Consider the following 18,968-nt stretch of genomic DNA (forward strand, 5'->3'; position numbering starts at 1 on the left):
ACACCCCGTCGGCGGGCGGTTCGCCCGTTTTCATGCCCGGCACTCCTTTTCACTCCCGGCATCCCACTGTCACTTTTCACTCCCGGCATCCCGCTGTCACTCCAGGCACTCCACGACCCACCGGTGGAAGGCCCCGATGTGATGCTCGCTGGGGACGAGCACCCCGCCGTCCCGGTAGGCGCGGGAGTCCATGGCCGGCTGGGTGCGCTCGCAGGCGTCGAAGTCCTGGGCGTTGACCCGGTGGAAGAGTTCGACGGAGCGGGAGACATCGGCGCCGGAGTCAACGATCTCGGGCAGATACAGCCAGTCGCACTCGACGACGGTGCGGTCGGCGGCCATCGGGAACATCCGGTGGACGATGACATGGTCGGGGACGAGGTTGACGAACACCTGCGGCCTGATCGTCATCGCGTAATAGCGGCGGTCCTGGGTGTCCTCGATGCCGGGAAGCCGGCCGAAGCCCGCGCCCCCGTCGACCGTGAAGCCCTGCGCCTGTGCCGCGAACTCCGCACCGTGGCCCACGTAGTACTGCGCCGCGAAACCATCGGCGAACTCCGGTAGGACATCGGTCAGTTCGGGGTGGATGGTCGCGCAGTGATAGCACTCCATGAAGTTCTCGATGATGAGCTTCCAGTTGGCCCGGACGTCGTAGGTGAGGCGTTTGCCCAGCGCCAGGCCCTCGGTGCGGTAGCGGTCTATGGCGGCCGCATCGCCCAGCCGCTCGACCGCCGCGCCGATCACCGACTCCTCGAACGACGGCGGCTCGTCGGCCAGGCACACCCATGCATAGCCGAGCCATTCGCGGAGCGGGACGGTAACCAGACCGCGCTCGGTGCGGTCGATGTCCGGCATCTTCTGGAGATTGGGTGCGGCGATCAGCCGGCCGTCCAGGTCGTAGGTCCAGGCGTGATACGGGCACTGCAGGTTGCGGCGCACCTCACCGGACTCCTCGGTGCACAGCTGTGCCCCACGGTGCCGGCAGACGTTGAGAAAGCCCCGCAGCTCCCCGGCCCGGTTGCGGGTGATCAGCACGCTCTCCCGGCCGACCCGGACCGTACGGAAGGCGCCCGGCTTCGCCAGATCGGCGCCGCGCACCGCGCAGAACCACAGCCGCTCGAAGATCTTCTCCTGTTCCTGCCGGAAGATCTCGGGGTCGGTGTAGTAGCGGCCGGCGAGGGTGGCGATCAGGCTCGGTGCGGCAGGGGGCGCGGGCTCGGCGGGGGCGGCGGTCTCGGGTGTGGTCGTCATGGGTGCGGTCGTCAGGGGTGTGGTTGTCATGGGGGCTCTCCTCAAGCGGACACGGCGGCGGGCCGGCCAGGGGTCTCCCCGGCGAAGCGAGGAGAAGGGTCGAACAGCTCGATGGGGTGCGCGGTGGCGCCGGTCAGCGCCAGATCGGCGACGATCTCGCCGACCACCGGGACGAACTTGAAGCCATGTCCGGAGAAGCCGCAGGCGACGGTGACCGTCTCCGGGTGCGCGGGGTGCCGGGTGATCACGAAGTGTTCGTCGGGGGTGTTGGAGTACATGCAGGTGGCGGCCTTGAGGAAGCGGCCGGGGAGCGCGGGGATACGGGGGCGGACCTGGTCGGCCATGGCCCGTACCTCGTGGTCGTGCACGGTGCGTTCGATGGTCTCCGGCGTGCAGACGGTGCCCTTGCGGAAGAACGCGACCTTGGCGCCGCCGTCAGGGCCGTCGATCGAGGGGAAGCCGTAGATCTGGACGCCCGCCGCGTCCTCCCAGATGTAGATGGGGTGGCGCTCGGGGACGTACGGCGCGGTGCCGCCCTCGGGGGCGAACCAGTACATCACCTGCCGTTCGATGGTGAACGGCACCCCGAGGTCGGTGAGCAGCTGCGGCGCCCAGGCCCCGGGGCAGATCACCAACTGCCCTGCGGTGTAGGTGTTTTCGGGGGTGTGGACGCGGACTCCGGCGCCGCCCGGCAGCTCCTCCCAGCGGGTGACCGGCTCCTCGAAGTGCAGTTCGGCGCCGTCCTGGGTGGCGAGCTGGACATGGGCGGCGACGGTGTTCTCCGGCCGCACCAGTCCGGCCCGCGCCTCGTACAGCGCGACCTCGTCGTCGGCGAGGGTGAGGGTGGGGAAGCGCCGCCGGATCTCCTTGGCGTCGAGCATCTCGTGCGGCAGGTCCCACTGCCGGGCGGAGAGCAGGCTGCCGCGGACCGTGCGGCTGTCGGGGCGGCCGACCATCACCCCGCCGCACAGGGTGGCGACCGCGCGGCCGGTGTCCCGCTCCAGCTTCTCGTAGAGCTCGTACGAGCGCAGCAGCAGCGGTACGTAGGCGGGGTCCTCGAAGTAGGACTGGCGGGTGATGCGCGAACCGCCGTGGCTGGAGCCGCGGTTGTGCACCGGCCCGAACTTCTCCAGCCCCAGGACCCGGGCGCCGCGGGCGGCGAGGTGGTGGGCGGCGGCGCTGCCCATACCGCCGAGGCCGAGGACGATGACGTCGTAGCTTGGGGACACGGGGCCTCCTGGCGTGTGTGACGTGTGTGGCGGGCTATCGACGGCTGGGCTCATTTCAGGATGTGCGTCATCTTCGGGTCGAAGAGCGGCTCGTCGGCGACGGTCGCCGGGACCTTCTCGCCGAAGTACTCGATGTGCACGCCGGTGCCGGTGGCGAGCGGTGGCAGCCAGGCGTAGGCGACGCACCGGCCCAGCGTGTAGCCGTACGAGGCGCTGGTCACGTAACCCGCCGGCGCTCCCTCGACAGAGACCGGCTCCTTGCCGAGGACGTTGGCGGCGGGGTCGTCGAGCAGCAGCGCGGTGAGCTTGCGGGTGGGGGTGTCCTTCCCTTCGAGCGCGGCCCGCCCCACGAACTCCTTGTCCCCGCGGACCGCGAAACCGACCCCCGCCTCGTACGGGTGGTGCTCGGCGGTCATATCGGCTCCCCAGGCGCGATACCCCTTCTCCAGGCGCAGGCTGTTGAAGGCCGAGCGGCCCGCCGCGATCACGCCGTGCTCGCGGCCCGCCTCCCACAGCGTGTCCCACAGCCGCAGCCCCAGATCGGCGGTGGTGTACAGCTCCCAGCCCAGCTCGCCGACGTAACTGAGCCGCATCGCCGTCACCGGTACATGGCCGAGGTACGTCTGCTTCGCGCGGAAGTAGCCGAAGCTCTCGTGCGAGAAGTCGTCGCGGGTCAGCGGCTGGACCAGGTCGCGGGCGAGCGGGCCCCAGACGCCGATGCAGCAGGTGCCCGCGGTGATGTCCCTGATGGCGACTCCGGCAGGCGCGTGCCGCAGCAGCCAGTCGAGATCCGCCGGGGAGTTGGCGCCGACCTGGAAGCGGTCCGGGGCGAGGCGGGCGACGGTGAGGTCGGAGCGGATACCGCCGGTCTCGTCCAGGAGCAGGGTGTACGTCACCGCGCCCGGCTTTTTGCGGATGTTGTTGGTGGTCATGCGGTGCAGGAAGTCCAGCGCGCCCGGACCGGTGACCTCCAGCCGGCGCAGCGGGGTCATGTCGTAGAGCGCGACCTTCTCCCGGGTCGCCCGTGCCTCGGCCGCGGCGATCGGCGACCAGTAGCGGGCGGACCAGGCGTCCCGCTCGGGGAGGGCGAGCCCGGCGGCGAGCGGGGCGTTGGCTTCGTACCAGTGCGGGCGCTCCCAGCCGCCGGCCTCAAGGAAGTACGCGCCGAGTTCCTGCTGGCGGGCGTGGAAGGGGCTGGTCCGCAGCGGCCGGGGCCGGTCCATCGGCTGGAGCGGGTGGAGGACGTCGTACACCTCGATGAAGTTCTGCGCGCCACGGTCCTCGATATACGCGGGTGAGCGCTGCGCGTCCTCGAAGCGGTAGAGGTCGCACTCGTGGATGTCGATGGCGGGGCGGCCGTCCGTCATCCACTCCGCGACGGCCTTGGCGACGCCCGCGGAATGGGTGACCCAGACCGCCTCGGCGAGCCAGAATCCCCGCAGTTCCCGGGACTCGCCCAGCACCGGCATGCCGTCGGGGGTGAAGGAGAAGACCCCGTTGAAGCCTTCCGCGACCCGGGAGGCGGCCAGTGCGGGGAGCAGTCCGATGCTGTCCTGCCAGCTCGGCGCGAAATCCTCCTCGGTGAAGGGCAGCGAGGACGGCATCACGGGTGTGTCGTCGTAGGCGGGGACGGTGAAGGGATCTACGGGCATCGGCCGGTGGGCGTAGGAACCGATCCCGATCCGGTCGGTGTGCTCCCGGAAGTACAGGTCACGGTCCTGGAAGCGCAGGATCGGCTTGCTCGCCTCTGTACTGGGGTCGTTGACGCCGGCCAGCTCGGGGAGCGGCTCGGTGGTGGCGTACTGGTGGGCCAAGGGGAGCAGCGGTACGTCCACTCCGGCCATGGCCCCGATCACCGGGCCCCAGAATCCGGCGGCCGAGACGACGTGGTCGGCGGGGAAGGTGCCGCGGTCGGTGACGACCGCGGTGACCCGGCCGTCCTCCTTCTCGATTCCGGTGACGGTGTGCCGCTCCAGGAAGCGGGCGCCGTGGCTCTTCGCCCGTGCCATCTGGGCGCGGCAGGCGAGCAGGGCGCGGGCCAGGCCGTCGTCGGGGGTGTGGAAGCCGCCGTAGATCCTGCCCTCGTCCAGCATCGGCCAGAGCTGTGTGCACTGCCGCGGGGTGAGCAGCTCCCCGCGGACGCCCCAGGAAGCGGCGAGTCCCGCCTTACGGTGCAGATCGGCCCAGCGGGCCTCGGTGGTGGCGATTTCGAGGCCGCCGACCGGGTTGAAGCAGGGCAGTCCATCGACGTCGAGGGAGCCGAACTTCTGGACGGTGTACGCGGCGAACTCGGTCAGGGTCTTGGACGGGCTGGTCTGGAAGACGAGTCCCGGGGCGTGCGAGGTGGAACCGCCGGGGGCGGGCAGCGGGCCCTGTTCGAGGACGGTGACGTCGGTCCAGCCGCGGGCGGTCAGCTCGTCGGCGAGGGAGCAGCCGACGATGCCGGCACCGATGACCACCACACGGGAACTGTTTGCGGGCATACGGGACATGACCCTCCTCCTGGTTTTCGGGCGGTCGGGCGGTCGGGGGGCTTCTTGCGGGGTGGCAGTCCGGGGCGCGACGGGCGGCGAACGGGGGGCGTGTAACGCCGTTACAGGACGACGACGGAGCGCAGCACCCGGCCGTCGCGCATCTTGTCGAAGGCGGACTCCACCTCGTCCAGGGCGATGGTCTCGGTGATGAACCGGTCCAGGTGGAACTTGCCGCTGAGATAGAGGTCGATGAGGACGGGGAAGTCGCGGCTGGGCAGGCAGTCGCCGTACCAGGAGGACTTCAGGGCACCGCCGCGGGAGAAGAGGTCGATGAGCGGAAGCTCGACCGTCATCTCCGGTTCGGGGACGCCGACCTGGACGAGGGTCCCGGCGAGGTCGCGCATGTGGAAGCCCTGAAGGTAGGTCTCCGGGCGGCCCACCGCGTCGATGACGACATCGGCGCCGTGGCCGCCGGTGAGCCCGCGCACCGCCTCGACGGGGTCCGTACCACGGGAGTTGACGGTATCGGTGGCACCGAACCTGGTCGCACCGTCCAGCTTCTTGTCGTCGAGGTCGATGGCGATGACACGGCGCGCACCGGCTCGCGAGGCGCCGGCGATGGCGGCGTTGCCGACGCCTCCGCAGCCGATGACGGCGACGGTGTCGCCGCTGCCGACGCCGCCGGTGTGCACGGCGGCGCCGTACCCCGCCATCACCCCGCACCCGATGAGCCCCGCCGCTTCCGGCCGCGCGGCGGGATCCACCTTCACCGCCTGCCCGGCCGCCACCAGCGTCTTCTCGGCGAACGCACCGATACCCAGCGCCGCGGTCAGCTCGGTACCGTCCAGGAGGGTCATCCGCTGGGCGGCGTTACGCGAGTCGAAGCAGTACCAGGGACGGCCACGGCGACACGACCGGCACTGCCCGCACGGCGCCCGCCAGGCAAGCACCACATAGTCACCGGGCACCAGCTCCGTCACACCCGGACCGACCGCCTCCACCACACCTGCCGCCTCATGCCCCAGCAGATACGGGAAATCGTCCCCGATCGCACCCTCGCGATAGTGCAGATCCGTATGGCAGACACCGCACGCCTGCACCCCGACCAGCACCTCCCCCGGCCCCGGATCCGGCACCAGGATCGTGCGCACCTCAACGGGCGCACCCTTCTTCACGGCGACAACGGCGCGGACTTCGTACGGCATGCCCCTACCCCTCAGCAATGCGTCGGTGTTGCGCAGAGCACGAATGGTTGCGCGATGAGAGACATCGTGGGAGCGCCGCCTCGGCAGCGTCAAGAGGTCCGGGCTAGCTGTTCGTAAAGGCCTGGTTACGGCTGTGTACGCACGAGCGGGGCCGGCTCACCCGCTCCGGCCCCGCTCGTGCCTACGCACCCTCGTCATCCGCTCAACAGGCGTACCCCATCCGCCGCGAGAGCTCCTCGGCGGCGGCCACGGTGCGCTCGACCACCTCCGTGAGCCGCTCCTCGGCCAGCCGGTACGCGGGCACCGACACACTGATCGCCCCGATGACCGCGCCGTCGTGCGCCCGCACCGGCGCGGCCACCGCCCGCAGACCGAGTTCCAGCTCCTCGATGGCCACCGCGAATCCCCGCTCGGCCACTTCGGCCAGTTCCCGGCGCAACGCGGCCGCCGAGGTGATCGTCCGCTCGGTCAGCCGGGCCAACTTCCGTTCCAGCACGGCCTGTTGGACCGGCTCCGGCTGATACGCGAGCAGCGCCTTGCCGCTGGACGTGGCATGCAGCGGGGTACGCCGGCCGAGCCAGTTCTGCGCGGTGACGGACGCCGGGCCACGTGCCTGCATGATGTTGACCGCGGCGTTGTTGTCGAGCACCGCGATATTGACCGTCTCGCCCAGCTCGTCGGCGAGGTCCCGGCAGACTGCCCCACCCTCCTGCGAGATGTCCAGCCGTACGGCCGCCGCGCCGGCCAGCCGCAACACCCCCGCGCCGAGGTAGTACTTGCCGCGCTCCTGCTCCTGCGCGACCAGCCCCCGGTTCTCCAGCACCCCGAGCAGCCGGAACGCGGTCGACTTGTGCACGCCCAGCTCGTCGGCGACCTCGGTCACCCCGGCTTCGCCGTGCCGGGCGAGGATCTCCAGGACGGTGACCGCCCGGTCCACCGACTGCACCGCGCTGACCGGCCCTTTCGGCGGCTTCTCCGCCGCCCGCCCCTCCGTTGTCGTGTCCGTCATCTGCTCGACCTCACCGCCCGGCGGCCCGATCCGGGCCGAGATTCGCGGGGAGCGCTTGACGCACCCGCTCCCCATCTGGATTCTGTTGCGTATAACGCTCCATCGTGCGCATCGCGAAACCGGAACTGTACCGAACAGTAACTGGGGGGCCTCGTCATTCCCGTCTGCCGCCGCTGCCACCTCCGCCGCCTCCGCCGCTTCGATGCCCCACCCGAAGGCGAGCCCGTCTCCGCACGCGCCGTATCCGCACGCGCCACCTCCGCGCGCGCCGTACCCGTACGTTCCGCATCCCCGCACACCGATACCACTCCTCCGATCGCCGTCCGCCACGCCGACGGAGCGCGCTACGCCATCGACGACACCTGCACCCACCAGGACGCCGCGCGCTGCGGCGACCGGCCGGAGGGGTGTCTGGTCGGATGCCCGCTGCGCGCCGCTTCATTCGATCTCCGTCGCGGGGCCCCCGCCCGCCGGGCCGCGGGGCTCCGCGCCGTGCCCGCCGTGGACGGCACGGTCCACGTCCATGACGTCTCCGAGAAGGGCACCGCCGCATGAAGTCCATCGCCGTCATCGGGGCCTCGCTGGCGGGGCTGTACACCGCGCGGGCCCTGCGCTCCCAGGGCTTCGACGGCCGTTTGGTCATCGTCGGGGACGAGCCGCACCGCCCCTACGACCGCCCGCCCCTGTCCAAGGACTTCCTCACCGGCGCCACCACAGGGCCCGGCCAACTGGCCCTGGCCGACGCCGAAGAGACCGCCGAACTCGATGCCGAATGGCTGCTGGGCACCCGGGCCACCGGACTCGACACCGGGGCGCGCGCAGTGCGTCTCGACAGCGGCCGTTCCCTCGTCACCGACGGCCTGGTCATCGCCACCGGAGCCACCCCGCGCCGCCTCCCCGGCCCGGCACCCACCGGCACCCACACCCTGCGCACCCTCGACGACGCCCAGGCCCTGCGCGCGGCGCTGACCCGCGGCCCGGCGGAGGTCGTGGTGATCGGCGCCGGCTTCATCGGCGCCGAGGTCGCCTCCTCATGCGTCGCCCTCGGCCACGACGTCACCGTGGTCGAGGCCGCCCCGCTCCCCCTCGTCCCCCAACTCGGCGACGAGATGGCCCGGATCTGCGCCGCCCTCCACGCGGACCACGGAGTCCGGCTCCTCACCGGAACCGGCGTCGCCCGCCTGCACAGCGGCGGCGCCGACGACCACGTCACCGGAGTCGAGCTGACCGACGGCCGGCTGCTCCCCGCCTCCGTGGTCGTCGTCGGCATCGGCATACGCCCCTGCACCGACTGGCTCACGGGCTCCGGGCTGCCGCTGGACGACGGGGTGGTCTGTGACGCGGGCTGTGTCACCCCGCTGCCGGGCATCGTGGCCGTCGGCGATGTGGCCAGGGCGGACGGCACCCGCGCCGAACACTGGACCAGCGCCACCGAACAGGCCGCGGTCGCCGCGCAGAACCTCCTCGCCGGCAGCACCGTCGCCACCCATCGCGCGGCGCCCTACTTCTGGTCCGATCAATACGGCGTACGGATCCAGTTCGCCGGCCGCCGCCTGCCCACCGACACCCCCCGCCTCCTCGAGGGCTCCCCCGAAGACCGCAGCTTCCTCGCCTGCTACGAACGCGCCGGACACACCACCGCCGTCCTCGCCCTCAACCGCCCCCGCCCCTTCATGCGCCTGCGCCGCGAACTCGCCCGCGCGACACGGCCGGCGAACGCCTGATACTCCAGGCGAGCGGGGTGACGAACAGGTGCTACATGCCTGCAGGGCCGGCGTGCTCGGCGTGCTCGGCGTGCTCGGCGATTGTCCAGCAGCCCAAACCCGCCGGCCGAGCCGGACGCGGTGCTCCGGCTGATCGTCCGGGTGACACCGCAGAAGGTCACCGGCTTCTCCGCCCAAGGCCCGCCGCCCGGTTGCCCGCCGCGCGGGCAAGACAGTCGATGCGCGGGACAGGACCGACGCCGCCTATGCCAACCGCTTGCCGTTGTCCACATGCCGGGCCTTCGGCACCCCGCTGAACCGTCCGGACTGCCCAGCCGGCGCCGACCGCATCACCCGTTCCGCGGCGGCCCGTTGCTCCGCCGATTCCTCCACCGACGCCACATCGGTCCAATAGATATCGAGCATCGTCCGCAGTGACGTCGGCTCATTGCTCGGGCCTATCGGCACCGTGATCTGGTCCAGGGTCTGCCACAGCTCATAGTCGGGCTGCTCGGCGATTCCCCCGGCTCGTGCGTGTGCGGCCTGGTGCCGCTGTACCGCGAGGGCCAGCTTGCGCAGGCATTCCCGGTGTTCCTGGGCCACGCTGTGATTCGCGGAGCGGTTGAGGTCGCGTTTGGCGCGGTTGACGTCGGCGAGGGCGTTCTGCACGGTACGGGCGAAGTTCGCGGCGCGGTGCCGCCACTCCTCGTACTCGTTTCTCGTATCGAACCAGTCCTTTTTGCCGGCCGGTCCACGGGCGAAGCATTCGGCCTGAAATGCCTCGCGTTCCGCCTTTCGTTTCCGCAAGGCGGAGACATTGCGCTGCACAAGCCCGGACAGGGTGTCGCGGGTGCGGTCGATGAGGGGCCGGCTGATGAGTAATTCCCAGATGTTCGGGTCGCGTGCCGGAGGGTGTGCATTGTCGAGGACAAGCCGTTCATAGGTGTCGTCGTTGAGCCGAGTGAGAGTGTGGACGTCCATCAGGCGGCCTCCGAGCCGGTCGTGGGCGCTGCTGTCTCCATGGTGACGGGCGGGTCCGACATCCGGACAGGGCGCACGACGATCACAAAAGCGCCCCCGCTACCCATACCGGGCGCCCGCCGATCCGGCCGTGCACACCCCTTGACACCCCGCCCCCGCGCGGCCGACTATCCCGGGGTGAACCTGTCAGACAGCCAGACAGCTGGCGATATGCCCAGGCGGGTCAGCGCCATGGAAGCGGTGCTGAGCCATCTCCGAGGTGCCATCGAGCGCGGTGATTACGCGGTCGGGGACAAGCTGCCGTCGGAGGCGGAGCTGTGCCGACGACTGGAGGTGAGCAGACCCGTACTCCGGGAGGCGCTGCGGGCGCTGCAGACGATGGGGCTCACGGTGTCGCGCACCGGCAAGGGCACTTTCGTCGTTTCCGCCGGCGCGGTGGAGGATCCGACCTTTGGTGACTACGCGGCCAGCGACCTCCTGGAGGTGCGCCGGCATGTGGAGATCCCGGTGGCCGGGTACGCGGCCGTGCGCCGGACGTCCGAGGACCTCGATCACCTCACCCATCTGCTGGAGCGGATGGAGCGGGAGACCGACACCACCGCATGGGTGGCGATGGACACCCTCTTCCATCTGACCGTCGCCCAGGCGGCGCGGAATCCGGTCTTCCGGCGGGTCATCGAGGAGATCCGCGATGCGCTGGCCCGCCAGTCGGCCTTCCTCAACGAGCTCGGCGGGCGGCGCGAACAGTCCAACCGTGAGCACCGGGCGATCGTCGAGGCGCTGGTCGACCGTTCCGAGCAGGACGCGGTCGACGCCATGACGCACCACCTTGCCCGCGTCGAGTCGACGCTGACCACCATCGTGCGGCCGGCACACCGTACGGACCCCTCCGAAGAAGGCGAGAACCACGCGTGAGCGAGCAATCCCTCCAGCAGGCGGAGCGTGAACGGCATCCGGAAGGCCACCAGGAAGGGCCGCGGCACATCGACGCGGGCGACGCCGGGTACCGCAAATCCCTGAAGTCCCGGCATGTGAACATGATCGCCATCGGTGGGGCCATCGGCACCGGGCTGTTCCTCGGCGCGGGCGGCCGGCTCGCGGCAGCCGGGCCGTCGCTGGCGGTGGCATACGCGGTGTGCGGGCTCTTCGCCTTCCTCGTGGTGCGGGCTCTGGGCGAGCTGGTGCTGCACCGGCCGTCGTCGGGTGCGTTTGTCTCGTACGCCCGTGAATTCCTCGGCGAGAAAGGGGCGTTCGTCGCGGGCTGGATGTATTTCCTGAACTGGGCGACCACCGGAATCGCCGATATCACTGCGGTGGCGACCTATACGCACTACTGGGGGATGTTCTCCGACGTGCCCCAGTGGGTGATCGCGCTGATCGCGCTCGCGGTCGTGCTGACCGTGAACCTCATCTCCGTGAAGATCTTCGGCGAGCTGGAGTTCTGGTTCGCGATCATCAAGGTCGGCGCGCTGGTCCTCTTCATGCTGATCGGCATCTTCCTGCTGGTCACCCAGCACCCGGTCGGCGGCCACTCCCCCGGCCCCTCGCTGATCACGGACCACGGCGGCGTCTTCCCGACCGGCACGCTCGCGATGCTGCTGGTCGTCCAGGGTGTCGTCTTCGCCTACGCCTCGGTGGAGCTGGTCGGTGTCACGGCGGGCGAGACCGCCGAACCGGAGAAGATCATGCCCCGGGCGATCAACTCCATCATGTGGCGGGTAGCGCTCTTCTACGTCGGCTCGGTGGTGCTGCTGGCGATGCTGATGCCGTGGAGCTCGTACTCGGCAGGCGAGAGTCCCTTCGTGACCGTGCTCTCCCACGTCGGGGTGCCGGCGGCGGGCGGCGTGATGAATCTGGTCGTGCTGACCGCCGCGATGTCCAGCCTCAACTCCGGCCTCTATTCCACCGGCCGGATCCTGCGCTCCATGGCGATGTCCGGGTCCGCGCCGCGGTTCACCGGCGCGATGAGCCGCAGCCAGGTCCCGTACGGCGGCATTCTCCTCACCTCCGGCATCTGTGTGCTGGGCGTGGGCCTCAACTACGTCGTGCCGAGCGAGGCGTTCGAGATCGTGCTGAACTTCGCGGCGATCGGCATCCTCAGCACCTGGGCGATGATCATGATCTGTCATCTGCTCTTCTGGCGAAGGACCCAGGACGGGCACCTCGCCCGCCCCAACTACCGTCTCCCCGGCTCGCCTTGGACCGAGATCGTGACGCTGGCCTTCCTGGCGACGGTGCTGGTGCTGATGTGGGCCGATGGCGGCGCCGCCCGGACGACGATCGCCTCCCTGCCCGTGATCGCGGCCGCGCTGTTCGGAGGATGGTTCCTGGTACGGGGCCGGGTCGAGGCGGTACGGAATGCGGCGAACGGCGACGCGCCCACGGGCAATACGCCGGCAGGCAGTACGGCGGCGCCCGAGAGCGCAGAGAGCAACGAGAAGTGATCATGACCCAGAGCCCTGTCCTGCCGACCCGTCGCACACCGGGTGCGCCGCCCGATATCCGGGTACCGGCACATGTGCCCGTCGCCCATGTGGTGCGTGGCGGGCTCGTCGAGGGTGTGCACCACGGTTCGGTCCTCGTGCTGGCGGCGGACGGCAGCGTGGAATTCCAGGCGGGCGATGTCGAGGCGGCGTTTTATCCGCGCTCGGCGCTGAAGCCCCTCCAGGCGGTCGGCCTGCTGCGTGCGGGCCTGCCGCCGCTGGACGATGCGTCGCTGGCCCTCGCCGCGGCCAGCCACTCCGGCGAGGAACGGCATCTGGCCACCGCCCGGCGCATGCTGCGCTCCGCCGGGCTGGACGAGGACGATCTGCGTAATGTGCCGGACCTGCCGTACGGGGCCTCGGTACGGGACGCCTGGCTGCGGCGCGGCCTCGGCCCCTCCCGGCTCGCCCAGAACTGCTCCGGCAAGCACGCCGCCATGCTGATGACGGCCCATGCGCGGGGCTGGCGCCTGGACACCTACCTCGATCCCGGGCATCCGCTCCAGTGGGCGATCGCCGCGACGGTGGAGGACCTGACCGGGCAGGGCATCTCCCGGGTCACGCTCGACGGCTGCGGCGCGCCGCTGTTCTCCGTATCGCTGCACGGTCTCACCAGGGCCGTGGCCCACCTGGCGACGGCCGCCCCCGATACGGACGAGGGCCGGGTCGCCCGCGCCATGCGTGAGTATCCGGAGATGGTTGCCGGAGAGGGGCGGGATGTCACGGCGCTGATGCGCGCGGTACCCGGTCTGCTGGCCAAGGACGGCTTCGAGGGGGTGCAGATCGCGGCGCTGCCGGACGGCCGGGCGGTCGGCGTGAAGATCGCCGACGGCGCCGACCGCGCCCGGATGCCGGTGACGGCCGCGGCCCTCGAGCGCTGCGGTGTCGATCCCCGGATCCTTGCCGAATTCGCCGCCACGCCGGTCATCGGGGGCGGCGAGGCGGTCGGTTCGCTGCGGGCGGCGGGCGCGATGGTTTCGCCGATTCCCGCGTGAATCCGCAGGGCGGCGCGCGTCGATTCCCGTGTGATCGGCCGGCTCGCGGCCTCGCTGCCGCGCCGCCCGCTTCCGTCCGCCCACCGTCTCCGTACCCCTCTTCTTCCTTCACCCCTCTTCCCTCACCCCCCTTCCCTCTCCGTAGCCCTCTCAGTAGCCCTCCCCTCCCTTCTTCTCCTCCCCCTCCCTCACTCACTGCAAGGACCGCCTGCACCATGAATGCCGCCCTCGGCCACCGCCGCGAACACGACCTCCTCGGCGACCGCGAGATACCCGCCGACGCGTACTGGGGCGTCCACACCCTGCGCGCCACGGAAAACTTCCCCATCACCGGTACGGCGATCTCCGCCTACCCTCATCTGATCAACGCCCTCGCCGCCGTCAAGGAGGCCGCGGCGCGGGCCAACCAGGATCTTGGGCTGCTCGCCCCGGAGAAGGCCGACGCCATTGCGGCCGCCTGCCGGCAGATCCGCGAAGAGGGGCTGCTGCACGACCAGTTCGTGGTCGATGTCATCCAGGGCGGCGCCGGGACGTCGACCAATATGAATGCCAACGAGGTGATCGCGAACCGGGCGTTGGAGATCCTGGGCCGGGCCAAGGGCGACTACGGCCATCTGCATCCGAATGAGGACGTGAATCTCGGCCAGTCGACCAATGACGTCTACCCGACCGCGGTCAAGGTGGCCACGGTCCTCGCCGTGCACGAGCTGCTCGAGGCGATGACGGTGCTGCGCGAGGCGTTCGCCGCGAAGGCCGAGGAGTTCCACGACGTCCTCAAGATGGGCCGCACCCAGCTGCAGGACGCGGTGCCGATGACGCTGGGGCAGGAGTTCTCCGCGTACGCAGTGATGCTGGAGGAGGACCAGAGCCGGCTGGCGGAGGCCGTGCTCCTCATCCATGAGATCAATCTCGGTGCCACCGCCATCGGCACCGGTCTCAATGCCCCCAGGGGTTACGCGGAAGCGGCCCGCCGCCACCTCGCCGCCATCACGGGGCTGCCGTTGGTCACCGCGGCCAACCTGGTGGAGGCCACGCAGGACTGCGGGGCGTTTGTGCATCTGTCCGGCGTTCTGAAGCGGATCGCCGTGAAGCTCTCCAAGAGCTGCAACGATCTGCGGCTGCTCTCCTCCGGTCCGCGTGCGGGACTCGCGGAGATCAATCTGCCGCCGGTGCAGGCGGGGTCGAGCATCATGCCCGGCAAGGTCAACCCGGTGATCCCCGAGGTCGTCAACCAGGTCGCCTTCGAGGTGATCGGCAATGACGTCACCATCACCATGGCCGCCGAAGCCGGTCAGCTGCAGCTCAACGCGTTCGAGCCGGTCATTCTGCACTCGCTGTCAGAGAGCATCACCCATCTCCGGGCCGCCTGCCGCACCCTCGCCGAGCGCTGTGTGTCCGGCATCACGGCCAACACCGAGACCCTGCGCGCGACCGTGGAGAACTCCATCGGCCTGGTCACGGCCCTCAACCCGCACATCGGCTACACCGCCGCGACCGCCATCGCGAAGGAGGCGCTGGCCACCGGGCGCGGCGTCGCGGAACTGGTGCTGGAGCAGGGACTGCTGCCGGCCGACCGGCTCGCGGCGCTGCTGCGGCCGGAGGTGCTGGCGGGCCAGTAGCCACATGGCGGAGAAAACGGCCCTGATTTGGCGAACGTCACATTTCGATTACAGCGACAAATTTGGACATTCCATCCCATTCGCTCGGAGTGTCCCGCGCCGGGCCCCGTATCGTCACCGTGGCCCATGAACGGAAGTGAGAGCCGCACCCCACACCGGGCGGCCGGAACGGAATTCTTTATGCACGCATCGCGCATTTCTCGCGGCGCACGCCGCGGGCTGGCCGCCCTGGTGGCCGCCGGGTCGCTGCTGACGGTGCTCAATGCGGCGAGCCCGGCCGCGGCGAGCACCGCCAGCTCCCCTGCGGGCGGCTCGAACGTCGTGTGCACCTCGAAGAAGCCCGGCCTGGCGCCCAAGCTCTCCCAGGACATCGCCGGCGCCCTCGACGGGCGCCTGGGCCGGTCGGCGCTGGCCGTCTACGACCGGCCCACCGGGACCACCTGCCGCTACCAGGCCGGTACGCACTTCGACTCCGCCAGCGTGATCAAGGTCACCGTGCTCGGCGCGCTGCTCCGCCAGGCCGGGGAGGCGCACCGCGCGCTCACCCCGCAGGAGATCCGCTGGACCACCGCCATGATCACCAAGTCGGACAACGACGCGACCGACGCCCTCTGGCACCGGATCGGAACCGCCGGGGTCAAGCGATTCCTGGACCTGGCGGACATGCACCACACCGTCCCCGGCAAGGGCGGGTCCTGGGGTCTCACCCAGATCACCGCCGATGACCAGCTGACGCTGATGCGGCTGCTCACCTCGCAGAACGCGGTGCTCACCGCGTCCGACCGCGCCTACGCCCTCGACCTGATGCACCGGGTCGAGCGGGACCAGCAGTGGGGAGTGCCCGCCGGAGCGCCCGCCTCGGCCACGGTGCACGTCAAGAACGGCTGGCTGCCCCGCGCGACCCACGGCTGGCGGGTGCACAGCATCGGCGCCTTCACCGGCAGCGGTCATGACTACGGCATGGCCGTCCTCTCACACGGAAACCGCACCATGGATTACGGCGTGGCCACGATCGAGGGAGCCGCGCAGGTCATCCAGCGCGACCTGACCGCGATCTGACCGCCACCGGGAAGCAGGACCGCCCGGAAAGCAGTACCGCCCGGGAAGCAGCACCGCCCGGAAAAGAGCGCGCCACACCTTCACCACGGCCCGGCTGCCGCGGCGAGGACCCGGCTTTCGGCCCGCCCCGGTCCACTACGGTGATCATGGAAATCGACGCTCGCCGGAGTGCCGTGGCCGCGCTGCCCGGAGCCGGCCGGGGAGAAGGGGCGGCGGCTCGTGCCCAGGCGGAGCGGCAGGCGAGATGGCGGCGCGCGAAGTGTGCTGGCACCCCTGAGCGTGCCGTGCTTCCGCAGACTTTTCGCGGCGCGCCTGCTGAGCTGGTCGGGCGGCGCCGTCGCCCCGATCGGTCTGGCCTTCGCGGTCCTGCGGCTGCCCGGCGGACAGGGTGTCGACGGGCTGGGGCTGGTGCTGGCCTGCGGCGTGGTCCCGCAGATCCTGTTGCTCTTCGTCAGCGGCGTATGGGCCGACCGCTGGCCACGGCAGCGGCTGATGGTGACGGCGAACGTGGCCTCGGCGACCGCCCAGGCCAGTGCCGTACTGCTGCTGTGGTCGGGCACGGCACGGCTGTGGCATCTCGCGCTGCTGTCCGCCGTCTGCGGCGCCGCGACGGCGCTCTTCCTGCCCGCCTGTTCGGCCGCCGTGACGGATATCGTGCCGGCGGAGTTGCGGCAGGCGGCGAACGCGCTGCTGCGGCTCGGCCAGAACACGGTGAAGGTGGGCGCACCGGCGGTCGGCGCGGCCATGATCACGGCCACCGGCCCGACCTGGGCCCTCACCTGGGACGCGGTCTCCTTCGCCGGCTCGGCGGCGCTGTTCGCGTGCGGCATCGACAACGGCGGCACCCGCGCGCCCCGGGCGGCGTTCGTCGGGCAACTGCGCGAGGGCTGGCGGGACTTCCGCTCGCGGCGCTGGCTGATGGTGATCACCCTGCAGTCCGCGCTCGTCGTACCCGTGTGGATGGTGGGCTACCAGCTGCTGGGGCCGATCTACGGAGCGCGGATCCTGGGCGGGGCCGAAGCCTGGGGTCTGGTGATGTCCGGGTTCACCGCCGGGCTGCTCGGCGGATCGGGCATCGCCCTGTGGTGGCAGCCGCGCCGGGCGGGCGTGCTGTACTGCGTCAGCACCGGCCTGATGGCGATCCCCCTGGCGGCGATAGCGGCGCGGGTCCACACCGCCGGGCTGGTCCTCGCCGCCGCGGTCGCGGGCATGCTGGCATCGCTGTCGATGACGGTCTGGACCGGGCTCCTCCAGGACACGATCCCCGGCGACCGGCTGAGCCGGGCCATGTCGTACTCCCTCTTCGGCCAGACGGTGACGGTCCCGCTCGGCTATCTGGCGGCGTCGCCCGCGTCCCGTGCCTTCGGTCTCATGGGGACGCTGGGCCTGGGCGCCTTGCTGATCGCGGTGCTGGGGGTGCTGCCTCTCCTGCTTCCGGAGGTACGGCTGTTGGGGCGCCCGCCGGCGACGGTGGCGGGCTGACGCGGGGGCGCGCATCCGCCGCGAGGGCGGCCGGCTGCCACGCCGGCGCCAGGCTCTGGTGGACGAGGCCGTTGACGTAGGCGGTCTGTTCGTCGGTGAGGTAATCCCGGAATCCGCCGATGATTCCGCGGCGGGTCTTGTACGAGTCGGGGTCGCCGGGATCCATGGGCCGTAACCTCTCCGACCGCAGTGCGTCGGTTTTTTCCATTGCCCGCATGGCGTCGAAGCCGGCGAAGTTCACGGCGGTGGCGAGGGTGTGGGTACCGGCCGGCGGCAGTCCGCAGAAGGTCAGTACGCGGGCGAGTTCGCCTGCGGTGTCGGCGGCGAGCCGTTCGTATGAGGTGAGCAGAAAGGACTCGGGTACGTCCTGCTGGGCGTGCCAGATGTTCCAGAAGGCCAGGCAGGTCCGCACGCTTCCGGTTTCCTCGGACAGAAAGTCCGCGAGCTCGCCGGAGTACGGATTGTCCTTGCGGCGGGTGCGCTGGAAATAGTAGGAGACGGCGGTGTCACGGATGTCCCGCAGGAGGAAGACGACTTTGCGGTCGCGGTAGAAGCTCTTGTCGGGGGAAAGTTCCGCCGGGGTGCGCCAGTTGACGTAGTCGTCGTGCCAGAAAACGATGCGCGGGACGGTGGGGTCGGCGGTACTGAAATCCGTCAGATTCAGATCGCGGCAGATGTCCATCGGGAGGCCGCGGGACGTGGAGATGGCCTTGGCCATCAGTACGCGGAGCCAGGTCCGGCCGCATTTGGGGAACGAGATGACGTAGATGTCGCCGGAGCGCGGGAATGTCACAGCGGCACAGTGTTACCGCCCGGCACCTCCGGATCAATGAATTACCGACGCAAGCCTGATGCACAGGGGGCGCACAGGGCGCGCGAATGCGGCGGAGGCGATGTCGATTCGGCCGGTTTCGGTGGTGGCGGGATGGCCGAACGGGAGTCGTTCCGGTGCATCAGGGCTCGTTCCCGTGCAGCACAGGCGCATCAGAGGAAGCAGGGCCCTCTCACGCATCGCAAATGCGGAGGTGGTCCGGGGCCTCCTGTGCTGTGCGCACAGCCGGCGCCTTCGCACAACAGCGGCAACGGCCTCCTTCGCGCTGTCCGGTTCGCATGTCCTGCGGCCGGCCGGTCAGGTGTGAGACGGCCGGCAGGGGTAACAGGGGGACGGACCGCCGGTCGGCACGACGGAAACGGTCCGCTGCCCGGACACCCAGAGCGAGAAAGAGGTCTGCCATGGAGCACGAGGAGATCGAGCAGGTCACCGAGGAACTCCCCGAGTACGCCCTGATGATCGACATCCCCGGCGAGGACTGACCGGGACCCACCGGCGCCAAGGGCCAGTGGCCTTGATCCAGGGCGCGGGGCCCGGCCCCGCCCCCCCCGGGGCGGGCCCCCGCCCGCCCCCGGGCCGTGATTTACGGCGTGGGCCGTCGATTACAGGCGGGCCCATGTAGTCCAGGGGGGGTGCGGCCCTGGCTGGT

At 70.5% G+C, this 18,968-nt stretch carries 14 protein-coding genes and 1 pseudogene; 8 read left to right on the forward strand and 7 right to left on the reverse strand.

What is annotated here, in order from left to right:
* Positions 1-96: 96 nt before the first annotated feature.
* The 5 genes from ACZ4S3_RS21225 to ACZ4S3_RS21245 form a co-directional block, all read right to left on the reverse strand.
* Positions 97-1,248: an aromatic ring-hydroxylating oxygenase subunit alpha gene (locus tag ACZ4S3_RS21225; RefSeq protein WP_467936485.1), complete on the reverse strand. Its 1,152-nt coding sequence runs from the start codon at positions 1,246-1,248 to the stop codon at positions 97-99.
* A gap of 41 nt (positions 1,249-1,289) precedes the next feature.
* Positions 1,290-2,477: an N-methyl-L-tryptophan oxidase gene (solA, locus tag ACZ4S3_RS21230; protein WP_467936375.1), complete on the reverse strand. Its 1,188-nt coding sequence runs from the start codon at positions 2,475-2,477 to the stop codon at positions 1,290-1,292.
* 50 nt (positions 2,478-2,527) lie between these two features.
* Positions 2,528-4,969, reverse strand: coding sequence for a GcvT family protein (locus tag ACZ4S3_RS21235; RefSeq protein ID WP_467936377.1), 2,442 nt, complete (start codon positions 4,967-4,969; stop codon positions 2,528-2,530).
* A gap of 101 nt (positions 4,970-5,070) precedes the next feature.
* Positions 5,071-6,156 (reverse strand): S-(hydroxymethyl)mycothiol dehydrogenase, encoded by a 1,086-nt coding sequence (locus ACZ4S3_RS21240; RefSeq protein WP_467936379.1) that lies wholly within the window; start codon positions 6,154-6,156, stop codon positions 5,071-5,073.
* 202 nt (positions 6,157-6,358) lie between these two features.
* Entirely contained in the window at positions 6,359-7,165 is an 807-nt protein-coding gene (locus ACZ4S3_RS21245) for an IclR family transcriptional regulator (protein WP_467936381.1), read from the reverse strand.
* 288 nt (positions 7,166-7,453) lie between these two features.
* Between ACZ4S3_RS21245 and ACZ4S3_RS21250 the strand changes: the two are divergent.
* Together ACZ4S3_RS21250 and ACZ4S3_RS21255 are read left to right on the forward strand one after the other, a co-directional pair.
* Positions 7,454-7,720, forward strand: a pseudogene (locus ACZ4S3_RS21250) (Rieske 2Fe-2S domain-containing protein); the annotation flags it as partial.
* Entirely contained in the window at positions 7,717-8,889 is a 1,173-nt protein-coding gene (locus ACZ4S3_RS21255) for an NAD(P)/FAD-dependent oxidoreductase (protein WP_467936383.1), read from the forward strand. The pseudogene ACZ4S3_RS21250 and the gene ACZ4S3_RS21255, both read left to right, overlap by 4 nt.
* A 243-nt stretch (positions 8,890-9,132) precedes the next feature.
* On the opposite strand, the gene ACZ4S3_RS21260 is transcribed toward ACZ4S3_RS21255, so the two are convergent.
* Entirely contained in the window at positions 9,133-9,849 is a 717-nt protein-coding gene (locus ACZ4S3_RS21260; RefSeq protein ID WP_467936385.1) for a hypothetical protein, read from the reverse strand.
* 177 nt (positions 9,850-10,026) lie between these two features.
* Between ACZ4S3_RS21260 and ACZ4S3_RS21265 the strand changes: the two genes are divergently transcribed.
* The 6 genes from ACZ4S3_RS21265 (at position 10,027) to ACZ4S3_RS21290 (ending at position 17,487) form a co-directional block, all read left to right on the forward strand.
* Entirely contained in the window at positions 10,027-10,764 is a 738-nt protein-coding gene (locus tag ACZ4S3_RS21265) for a FadR/GntR family transcriptional regulator (protein ID WP_467936387.1), read from the forward strand.
* Positions 10,761-12,293 carry an amino acid permease gene (locus tag ACZ4S3_RS21270; RefSeq protein ID WP_467936389.1) on the forward strand — a complete coding sequence of 511 codons (1,533 nt, stop codon included), beginning with the start codon at positions 10,761-10,763 and terminating at the stop codon, positions 12,291-12,293. The genes ACZ4S3_RS21265 and ACZ4S3_RS21270 overlap by 4 nt, the downstream gene beginning before the upstream one ends.
* A gap of 2 nt (positions 12,294-12,295) precedes the next feature.
* Positions 12,296-13,327 carry an asparaginase gene (locus tag ACZ4S3_RS21275; protein WP_467936391.1) on the forward strand — a complete coding sequence of 344 codons (1,032 nt, stop codon included), beginning with the start codon at positions 12,296-12,298 and terminating at the stop codon, positions 13,325-13,327.
* 215 nt (positions 13,328-13,542) lie between these two features.
* A complete protein-coding gene (gene aspA / locus ACZ4S3_RS21280) occupies positions 13,543-14,946 on the forward strand; it encodes an aspartate ammonia-lyase (RefSeq protein ID WP_467936393.1) in 1,404 nt (467 codons plus the stop codon).
* 180 nt (positions 14,947-15,126) lie between these two features.
* Positions 15,127-16,005, forward strand: a complete 879-nt coding sequence (locus ACZ4S3_RS21285) for a serine hydrolase (protein WP_467936395.1) — start codon at positions 15,127-15,129, stop codon at positions 16,003-16,005.
* 261 nt (positions 16,006-16,266) lie between these two features.
* Positions 16,267-17,487: an MFS transporter gene (locus ACZ4S3_RS21290; RefSeq protein ID WP_467936397.1), complete on the forward strand. Its 1,221-nt coding sequence runs from the start codon at positions 16,267-16,269 to the stop codon at positions 17,485-17,487.
* On the opposite strand, the gene ACZ4S3_RS21295 is transcribed toward ACZ4S3_RS21290, so the two are convergent.
* Positions 17,375-18,280, reverse strand: coding sequence for a sulfotransferase domain-containing protein (locus ACZ4S3_RS21295; protein ID WP_467936399.1), 906 nt, complete (start codon positions 18,278-18,280; stop codon positions 17,375-17,377). The two genes, ACZ4S3_RS21290 and ACZ4S3_RS21295, sit on opposite strands and share 113 nt — an antisense overlap.
* Positions 18,281-18,968 lie beyond the last annotated feature (688 nt).

Source organism: Streptomyces sp. NPDC028368 (genome assembly GCF_055565615.1).